This is a genomic window from Komagataeibacter sp. NFXK3 (genome assembly GCF_054182245.1).
Window position 1 is genome coordinate 318,258 of the sequence record NZ_JAPIVJ010000003.1, and the last position, 9,150, is coordinate 327,407.

7 protein-coding genes are annotated in these 9,150 nt (G+C 58.3%); 6 read left to right on the top strand and 1 reads right to left on the bottom strand.

Going from position 1 to position 9,150, the window contains the following annotated elements; all coding sequences use genetic code 11:
- Positions 1-602 precede the first annotated feature (602 nt).
- From OQZ28_RS05560 to OQZ28_RS05580, 5 genes are all read left to right on the top strand, one after another.
- Entirely contained in the window at positions 603-1,193 is a 591-nt protein-coding gene (locus OQZ28_RS05560; RefSeq protein WP_458135420.1) for a Crp/Fnr family transcriptional regulator, read from the top strand.
- A gap of 23 nt (positions 1,194-1,216) precedes the next feature.
- A complete protein-coding gene (locus OQZ28_RS05565; protein ID WP_458135421.1) occupies positions 1,217-3,514 on the top strand; it encodes an EAL domain-containing protein in 2,298 nt (765 codons plus the stop codon).
- Between the two features lie 30 nt (positions 3,515-3,544).
- Complete coding sequence (locus tag OQZ28_RS05570; protein ID WP_458135422.1) at positions 3,545-5,287, top strand: putative bifunctional diguanylate cyclase/phosphodiesterase; 1,743 nt, start codon at positions 3,545-3,547, stop codon at positions 5,285-5,287.
- A gap of 6 nt (positions 5,288-5,293) precedes the next feature.
- Positions 5,294-5,710: an RrF2 family transcriptional regulator gene (locus OQZ28_RS05575; protein ID WP_130732189.1), complete on the top strand. Its 417-nt coding sequence runs from the start codon at positions 5,294-5,296 to the stop codon at positions 5,708-5,710.
- 331 nt (positions 5,711-6,041) lie between these two features.
- The gene (locus tag OQZ28_RS05580; RefSeq protein ID WP_130732187.1) at positions 6,042-6,455 is read left to right on the top strand and encodes an RrF2 family transcriptional regulator; all 414 of its coding nucleotides are present in this window, start codon (positions 6,042-6,044) and stop codon (positions 6,453-6,455) included.
- A gap of 1,138 nt (positions 6,456-7,593) precedes the next feature.
- On the opposite strand, the gene OQZ28_RS05585 is transcribed toward OQZ28_RS05580, so the two are convergent.
- A complete protein-coding gene (locus tag OQZ28_RS05585; RefSeq protein ID WP_110914744.1) occupies positions 7,594-8,190 on the bottom strand; it encodes a recombinase family protein in 597 nt (198 codons plus the stop codon).
- A gap of 155 nt (positions 8,191-8,345) precedes the next feature.
- On the opposite strand from OQZ28_RS05585, the gene OQZ28_RS05590 reads away from it, so the two are divergent.
- Positions 8,346-9,150: DUF4158 domain-containing protein (locus tag OQZ28_RS05590; protein WP_458135423.1), on the top strand; the 805-nt coding region annotated here is incomplete at its 3' end.

The following is a 9,150-nucleotide window of genomic DNA, read 5'->3' on the forward strand; positions in this document are numbered from 1 at the left end:
CATGCTCCCGGCCCGACGACAGGCCACACAGGGGGCGGCAGAACGCCACGGGGCACGCGCCCCGCGGCATACAGGCGAGGCAACCCACCAGGTGCCGGATAACGGATTATCTTCCGCCCGGCCCTGACAGGAGAAGGCAAAGGCAACCCCGGTTCCTTCAGGGACGCCACGGGAGGATTTGGGTCTCATCTGCCTGACGGACGGCAGCAGCCCGGTCGCAATGATCGGAATCAATGATAACGCAGCCATGCCCAAGGCATGCCATGCGCGATACGGATCGCGTGCCGCAGGCATGGAAATCGGTGCCGGTCATCGGGGTTGGGCAGGGGGCGTTGTGTCATGCCCCGTGGGGTATCGCGATAGAGAAGGCGAAGTCCCGATCCGTGGTGGACACTTACATTATACGGTCCGGTATACTGTTAATCATTAACTGAAAGTATAAACTGTCAGAAATGGTTAAAAAACCGTATCGTATATTCTGCATCTTTTTTACAAATTAACTTATGGCGAAAATATGTCATTAATGAGATCATACGTAATCGTGTTGAGAACAGGAAAAAATTAACATGTCTCTTGTGCAGCCTTCTCTGTCTTCTGATGGAATGAAACGGACATTTTCCGAACGTCAGGAATTCATGACGGAAGACATGCCCGCCAGCACGCATTTCCATGTGGTGGCCGGAGGCGCTCGCCTTTTCAAATCGCTGCCTGACGGGCGGCGTCAGATTATCGGTTTTGCCCATAAAGGCGACGTGCTCCCCGCCTATCCCTGCACGCGCTACCATTACAGCGCCGAAGCCATGCGCAACCTGCAGGTGGTGTGCGTGCCGGCACCCCATATGAGCCGTCTGCACGAAACATCGCCCGGCGCCTGCGCGGCCTCGCTCAATTCCGCCCGCCAGCTGCTGGTCAGCCTGCATAACCGGCTGCTCATGCTTGGCCGCCAGACCGCGCGCGAGCGCTTGGCCACCTTCCTGCTCGGCCAGGGCACGCGCATGGGGCCGGGTGAACTCTGGCCCGTTGACCCGGCCATTTCACGCGCGGACATGGCCGATTTCCTTGGCCTGACTACCGAGACCGTCAGCCGCCTGCTCAGTGCCTTCCATCGGGAGCAGCTCATCTCCCGGGAACGCCGCGCCATCCATATTCTTGATCCTGACCGCTTGCGGGCGATCGTGGCCCACCCCGAATGACAGAGAAGAAAGACCGCACGACGATGCCCGATATCACAGCCCTCACCACAGAAATCCTTCTTCCCGCCCTTGAGCAGGCCATTGATGCAACCGTCATCATCGGGCAGGAAAACGAGATCATCTTCTATAACCAGGCGGCGGAATCCCTGTGGGGCATCCCCCGGGCCGACGTGATCGGCCGCAATGTGGACTGCCTGGTACCCATCCGCCTGCGCCATGAGCATGACCGCTACATCGATCGCAATCGCGAGACGGGGCATAACCGCATTGTCGGCACATCGCGCGAGGTGGAGTTCACCCGCGCCGATGGGGAATACATCTGTGGCGAGCTTTCGCTCTCCAAGGTGCAGATCGGCCAGGGGGACAAGCGGCTCACCTACTACATGGGCGTGATGAAGAACGTCACGGAGGAGAGCCAGCGGCGCAAGATCCTGATCCTGCAGAACGACGTGCTGCAGGCGCTGGCCAGCGACATGCTGATCCAGGATCTTGGCGAGCTGATCTGCCGCAAGGTTGAAGCCTTCGTGCCCAATTCGGTCGCGGCCCTGCTGGTGCTTGATGACGCGCAGCCCTGGCGGGTGATCTGCACCTCCGCCCTGCCGCCGCGCATCCGCAATGCGCTTGAAACCACCGTGCCGTCACCCTCGGATGTAGAAAAGCTCAAGGCCAATGCCTCCTATACCGGTCGGCTGGTGTGGGATAATTATCAGTCCATGTGCCGCTCGCTGGGGCTGCAGTCATGCTATGCGGCACCCGTCATGGCCGGTGACGGACGGATAACGGGCATCTTCGCGCTGTACCTGCGCGAGTCCAACCAGCTTGGCGCGTGGCCGCAGCGCCTTGTGGGGGCGTGCCTGCCCTTCTGCGCGCTGGCGCTGGAGCAGCACGCCACCAAGACCCACATGACCCAGCTTGCCCGCTATGACAGCCTGACCGGCCTGCTCAACCGTGGCGCGCTGCATCGGGTCATGGAAGACATCATCGCCCAGCCCGGCAACCGGCAGTTCGCCATCTTCATGCTCGATATCGACCGTTTCCGCGATATCAACGATGCGCTTGGCCATGTCTATGCCGACCAGTTCCTGGTCGAGATCGCAGGGCGCATCCGCTCCATCGCCAAGGAGGATTACGTGCTCAGCCGCTCGGGCGGTGATGAATTCGTGGTGGTGGTGCCCGACTGCGAAGGCAAGCAGATCGAGGAGATCGCGCACAAGCTGCTCGAAACCATCGGTCGTCCGCTCCAGATCGGGCAGAACACGCTGTCTATCTCGTGCTCGATCGGCATCAGCACCTTCCCTGCCAACGGGCCGGACAGTGAATCCCTGCTCAGCCATGCCGATACCGCCATGCGCCAGGCGAAGGAAGACGGGCGCGGCATCTTTCGCTTCGCCAACCTGGAAAAGAACCAGGTGGCGCAGGACCGGCTGGTGCTGGGTTCGGCGCTGCGTGATTCGCTGGCGCAGGGCATGCTCAACCTGCACTACCAGCCGCAGGTGCGTACCCATACGCTTGAACTCAGCGGTGTGGAGGCACTGTCGCGCTGGCACCATCCGCATCTTGGCAACATCTTCCCCTCGCGCTTCATCGCCGTGGCGGAGGAGACCGGCCAGATCGAGGCCATTGGCCGCTGGTCGCTGCTCGAGGCCTGCCGCCAGATCGTGAAGTGGGACCGTGACGGCATCCATGTGCCCACCGTGGCCGTGAACCTGTCCGCCGTGCATTTCCGCAACCGTGCGCTGCCCGAGCATATCGCGGCCCTGCTCAAGGACCATAACCTCAAGCCTTCGCGCCTGACGGTGGAAATTACCGAGAGCGTGATGATGGATAACAGCCGCGACACCGAGGAAGTGCTCCAGTCGATCCGCAATATCGGCTGCGGCCTGTCGATGGATGATTTCGGCACCGGCTACTCCTCGCTCTCGCGCCTGACCCGCCTGCCGCTGACCGAGATCAAGATCGACCGCAGCTTCATCAACGATTTCGAGCATGATACCAACGCCCAGGCCGTGACCATGGCGGTGATCGGCATCGGCTCGCGGCTGGGCATGACGGTGGTGACCGAAGGCGTCGAGACCGAGCAGCAGCGCGACCTGCTGGAACAACTCAATTGCGACGTGATGCAGGGCTACCTGTTCGCCAAGCCGCTGGCGCCGCAGGATCTTGAAGCCTGGGTGCGCCGTGGCGGCGCGCCCGCCGTCATTCGTGAAATCGAGGCAGCCCGCGCCAAAAAGGATGGCAAGCCCGGGAATGGCGGCAAAAAAGACGCTGCGCCTACAGCCAAGCCTGCCGCCGCAAGCCCGGCAACCCCTGCAAAGTCCTGATCCGCTAAGGGATAGATGGAGCCATATGCCATGTCACTCAAGCACGATGATCGCCTGCGCGCGCTGACCCACCAGGATTCGGATTTCTGGGCTGATGTTGTGGACAATGTCCTGATCGTGGCCATTACCGATGTGCGCGGTGTGATTACCTATGTGAATGACCGCTTTTGCGAGATCAGCCGCTACCCGCGTGAAGAGCTGCTGGGGGCGACGCATCGCATTGTCAATTCCGGCTATCATGATGCGAGCTTTTTCAGGCAGATGTACCGCACCATTCGGGGCGGCGAGGTATGGCGCGGCAATATCTGCAACCGGGCCAAGGATGGCACGCTGTACTGGGTGGCCACCACCATCATGCCCAAGCACAACTCGCTGGGCGCGGTGGAGGGATATGTCGCAACCCGTTTCGAGATTACCGAACTGATGAACACCCGTGACCGGCTCAAGTCGCTGGCTGCGACCGACCCGCTGACGGGGCTGTTCAACCGTGGTGGCTTCAACAACGTGCTCCAGACCGCGGTGGAAGATAAGTCGCGGAACATTACCCGCGATATCATGCTGGTCATGTTCGATCTCGATGGCTTCAAGCAGATCAACGACATTCATGGCCACCATGCGGGTGATGTGGTGCTGAAGGTGATTTCCAACCGCCTGCTGGCCCTTGTTCACCCTGAAGATGCCGTCTGCCGGCTGGGGGGCGATGAGTTTGCGCTCATCCTCAACCATACGCTGCACAAATATCCGCTTAACCTCATGCTGGAGAAACTGCTGGCCGAGCTCGAAGCGCCGATCGAGGTGGGCAACACCATGGTCAATGTGTCGGGCAGCATCGGGGTCAGCCCCATTGCCAGCCAGGAAAGTGCCGAATCACTCCAGAAGAATGCCGATATCGCGCTTTATGCCGCCAAGCGCGCGGGCGGCCACCAGGCGCGCATGTTCGACATGACCCTGCACCAGCATGCGCTGGAGCGGGCGCAGATCCTCAATGATGCGCGTGAGGGGGTGCAGAAGGACCAGTTCGAGCTTTACTACCAGCCGATCATGAATTTCAGCACCGGCAAGTGCGACCAGATCGAGGCTCTGCTGCGCTGGCACCACCCGCAGCGCGGCCTGCTGGCGGCGGAAAGTTTCCGTGATGTGTTCCTTGATGCCGCCCTGGCGCAGGTCATGAGCACGCGCCTGGTCAAGTCCTTTCAGAATGACATGCGGATGTGGAATACGAGCCTTGATACCTATCCCAACCTGACCATCAATCTCTCGCGGCTGGACCTGCTCAATATCGGATTCCAGAATGACCTTGAGGCTGAAATAAAGCGGCAGGGCGGCAAGGCATCCGATTACGTGCTGGAAGTATCGGAAAACGTTCTGGCTGGCAGGCGCTCCGATCGCGTTCTGCAGCGCCTTCAGGAACTGACCGAAATCGGCTTTCAGCTGACGCTGGATGATTTCGGGCTGGCGACGCTGCCAATCGCGGTTCTGCGCACGATTCCTTTCACGCAGGCCAAAATCTCACGCAGGCTGGTAAAAGACATTGAAACCAGCCAGCAGGCGCGTGGTGTGGTGGCGCATCTGATTGGACTGGCTCATGCGTTCGGGCTGAGCGTGACCGTGAGCGGCGTGGAAACAAAAGGCCAGCTGGAAATGCTGCGCGAGATCGGCGCGGACCGGATTCAGGGTTTTTATATTTCTCCCCCGATTTCCGCTGCAAATCTTGTGCTTGCGGAACACATCATTGCGCCAGATCATACCGAGATCACGCTACAGGCGTCATGACACGCCATGCGCCTTACTCTTTACACCGACTACTCCATTCGCACCCTCATCTACCTTGGGCAGAACCCGGGTAGACGGGTTGCGATTCAGGAGATTGCCCAGACCCACCGCATTTCCCAGAATCATCTGGTCAAGGTGGTGAACCGTCTGTCCAGCAACGGTGTCATTCTGGCGCGGCGCGGGCGCAGTGGCGGCCTGGAACTGGCCGGCGCGCCGCACCAGATCATTATCGGAGATATCATTCGCCTTATGGAGGCGGATATGGGCAGAATTGTGTCCTGTAATCCTGAAAACGGCCAGGCGTGCATATTGGCGGATGCATGCCGCCTGCGCGGGCTGTTTGCCAAATCGCTCAATGCTTTCATGTCGGTGCTCGATCGCATTACGCTGCATGATATCCTGCATGAGCCTAAAAAACTGTAAATCAGGCCCATGCAGGCAAGCTGAAGGCATGTGATTTTCTGGAAATCCGCTCTGCACGGGATTGAGAAAACGCGCGCATCGGCATGACCCATGCCGTGCTATCTATAATTTCTACTTATGCCTATATAAGATTTATATATATGATGAAAAGGCCGTATTTTCCGGTTGCAATAAGGACGGCAGCGGTCTTTTTTGATATGGTATGAGGAAATTGGTCCACACAGTGTAATAACAGGAATACCATGCCCCGCACGCCGTCGCCTTGGCCTATCGCCTGCTGCTGCATCATGCAGGCGGGCTTTACAAGACAGGGAGCCAGAGCCCAGATACCATGCGCCTGACCCTTCATACCGACTATGCCATTCGTGTTCTGGTTTATCTGGGACAAAACCCTGGTCGGCGCGTTTCCGTGCATGAAATTTCCGAAAATCATGGCATTTCCCACAATCATCTCGTCAAGGTGGTCAATCGGCTTTCTACCAACGGGGTCGTTGATACCCGTCGGGGCCGGGCAGGGGGGCTGGAACTGCCGCGCATGCCACATGAGATCATCATCGGCGACATCGTGCGCATGATGGAGGCGGACATGCTCTCCATGAAAGCCTGCCAGCCAGAATATGGTCAGGCCTGCGTTCTGGCCGATATGTGTCGCCTGCGTCATCTGCTGGCCCGCTCGCTTACGGCTTTCCTTGATGTGCTGGACCAGACCACGCTGCACGATCTTCTGCCCCGCCAGGCTGCCTGACATGACAGCGCATGATGAGGGACAGGTGTGTCATCGTCTATATATACGCGTATATAGACGATGCTGATCCCGACCCGCGGGCCGGGTGCGATCCCCCGATGGCCGGCATGGTCTGCGGCTCCATCGGCAGCAGGGTCAGTTGTTGAAGAAAAACACGATCCGCATCCTATCGAGCGAGCCCTGAAGTGCTGCGCGCGATATGCAGCAGAACCGGCACTGTTTCTGCTCAGAAAAAGCCGGTCGCGGCACAGGCGGGGAGATGCCATGCACGCCTGTGCGTACGTGTCTGCATGTTCCGCCAGAAAAGAAACCCGCTTTAGGCCGGGCGAAAGGGCGTGATACTGTTCAAGAAGTTTTTTCATTGCGCCTGTACTGACATGGCGAATGGAGCGACCGATTATGGCGGCGCGATAGTTGTCCGGTGCTTTTGCTTTGTTATTGTCGCTCCATGCCACCCATTCCTTAAAGTTGGGCAAGCCTCCAGGCCGCACGTTGTATGTCCAGTCATAATCCAGCAATTCCCGTGGCGTGAGATAGGAGTGGCTATGCCCATTCGCGCCCCCATTCGGCCACGAACTCACGGTATTGGGGTGTTGCGTCATCAGGTATGCCACGTGCGGGGCTGACAGGCATGATGCCTGCCTTGCTGGCATGGGATGTGCCGCCATAACCCAGGATGGTGCAAAGAGTGCCGTTTCGCCCATCATAATGGGGGGTGTCGCACTTTATATAAGGTCAGTTCTCATTATGCTCGTTTTCAAGGTGGATTTATTTGCGTTATGCCTTTCCGGCGTCATCTGAAAACTCTGCGCTTTATCGCTCCTGATACCCCGGCGAGCGGGCAGCGCAACACTGTTCCGTAACCACAGGTATGATCCATTGATGCGGCCAATGGCGCACGACGGTTTTACGGTAAAACCGTAATGGTTTCACCAGAAGGCGCTCCGAAGTAAAAAATATTTCTCCACTACGCTCCGCTTGCAGGGCAGGTTGCCGAAAGGGGCATGAGTCTACCGTTTTTTTGGCGGATTACTGTGACTATTGATACAATTATAATAAATCCGTTACCAACCTCACGATTAAGTTTTTTCATGCCCGATATTAGGGGTCACGACACGAAAGTGTACTTTACGTACGCTTAGAGTGAACCCGACAAGAACATTGAGGCTGTTCTGCTGAGAGCTCGATAGACTGTCGGACGAGAGATGGAAAAGACTTCGGCTAGATCGCTGATGGAGTAATCGCCGGTATCATACATCCGGCGAAGCTCCTTCTGCTGCCGGTCAGAGAGCTTAGGTTTTTTCCCGCGTAGCTTGCCTTTGGCGCGGGCGACCGCCATGCCTTCGCGGGTGCGCATCCGGATCAGATCGGCTTCAAACTCCGCGAAAGTCGCCAAGATGTTGAAAAACAGTCTACCCATCGGATCTGACGGATCGTGAATGCTGCTCCCAAGTTGAAGCTTCACACCACGGGCTGTCAGACTATCGCCAATGGCTCGCGCGTCAGGGACAGATCGGGCCAGCCGATCAAGCTTTGGCACGACCAAAGTATCGCCACTGCGAACAGCCGCAAGGGCTTGATCAAGGCCGGGTCGCTCCCGGTTCGTGCCAGTAAAGCCTTTGTCCGTGTAGATGCGATCGGCAGCAACACCGAGTTTGAGAAGTTCCTGCTGCTGGACCGCGAGGTCCTGTTTGTCCGTCGAGCATCGGGCATAGCCGATCAATGTGTGCGTCATGCGGGAAAGTGTAACGTATAACGCCCCATCAATGCAAAAAATATGGTACCATCTATATGAGACTCGGCTTTCGGCTGTTTTTCTGCCTTGGCAGGTGAACCAGTGATCGTCCGTTCAATGATCCCCTTCCGGACACATGAAGGAGACATCCGATCATGGCGCGGCGCCGTCTTCTGACCCGTGAAGCTCTCGCCCGACATTACGAGCCTTCTGTCGATGATCGCGAGATCACGAGACATTTTACACTCAGCCAGGATGACTTCGATCTGATCGCAACCCGCCGCGGAGAAACCTCCCGATTGGGTTTTGCGATGGTCATGCTCTACATGCGCTGGCCGGGACGGGTGCTGGAATCTGGTGAAACACCACCGGCTCCCATTCTGTCATTTGTTGCGCGGCAGCTCGACCTGTCCCCTGGGCTCTGGTCCCATTACGGACGTCGTGACGAAACCCGTCGATCCCATCTGGCCCACCTGATGAAGCGTTATGGCTACCGAACCTTCGATCGGTCGGCATTTCATGACATGACCGGTTTCGCGATGCCAATTGCACATCATGTGACCCAGCCATCCCGCATGGCTGCGATCCTGATTGACGAGATGCGTCGCCGAAGCATTCTCCTGCCGTCGGTCACTGTCATTGAAGCCTTGGTGCGCCGTGCTCGCCAGCAGGCCGATCACCTTGTCCATGACGTCCTTGCAGGGGATCTGCCGCCGGAAACCCGTTGTCGTTTGGACAAAATGCTGGAGCGTCGTGGCGATCGCAGTGCCTCCTCGCTCTCGTGGCTGCGTAACCCGCCCCTGTCACCAGCCGCGCGCAATATCCTGCGATTGCTGGAACGCCTGGAGTATGTACGATCCCTGAACCTCGACAGCGCTCGCGCCACGACCATACCGCGTGTGGCCTTTGACCGTTTGAGCGAAGAAGCTGCCCGGATTACGCCCCAGCATCTGGCCGAGC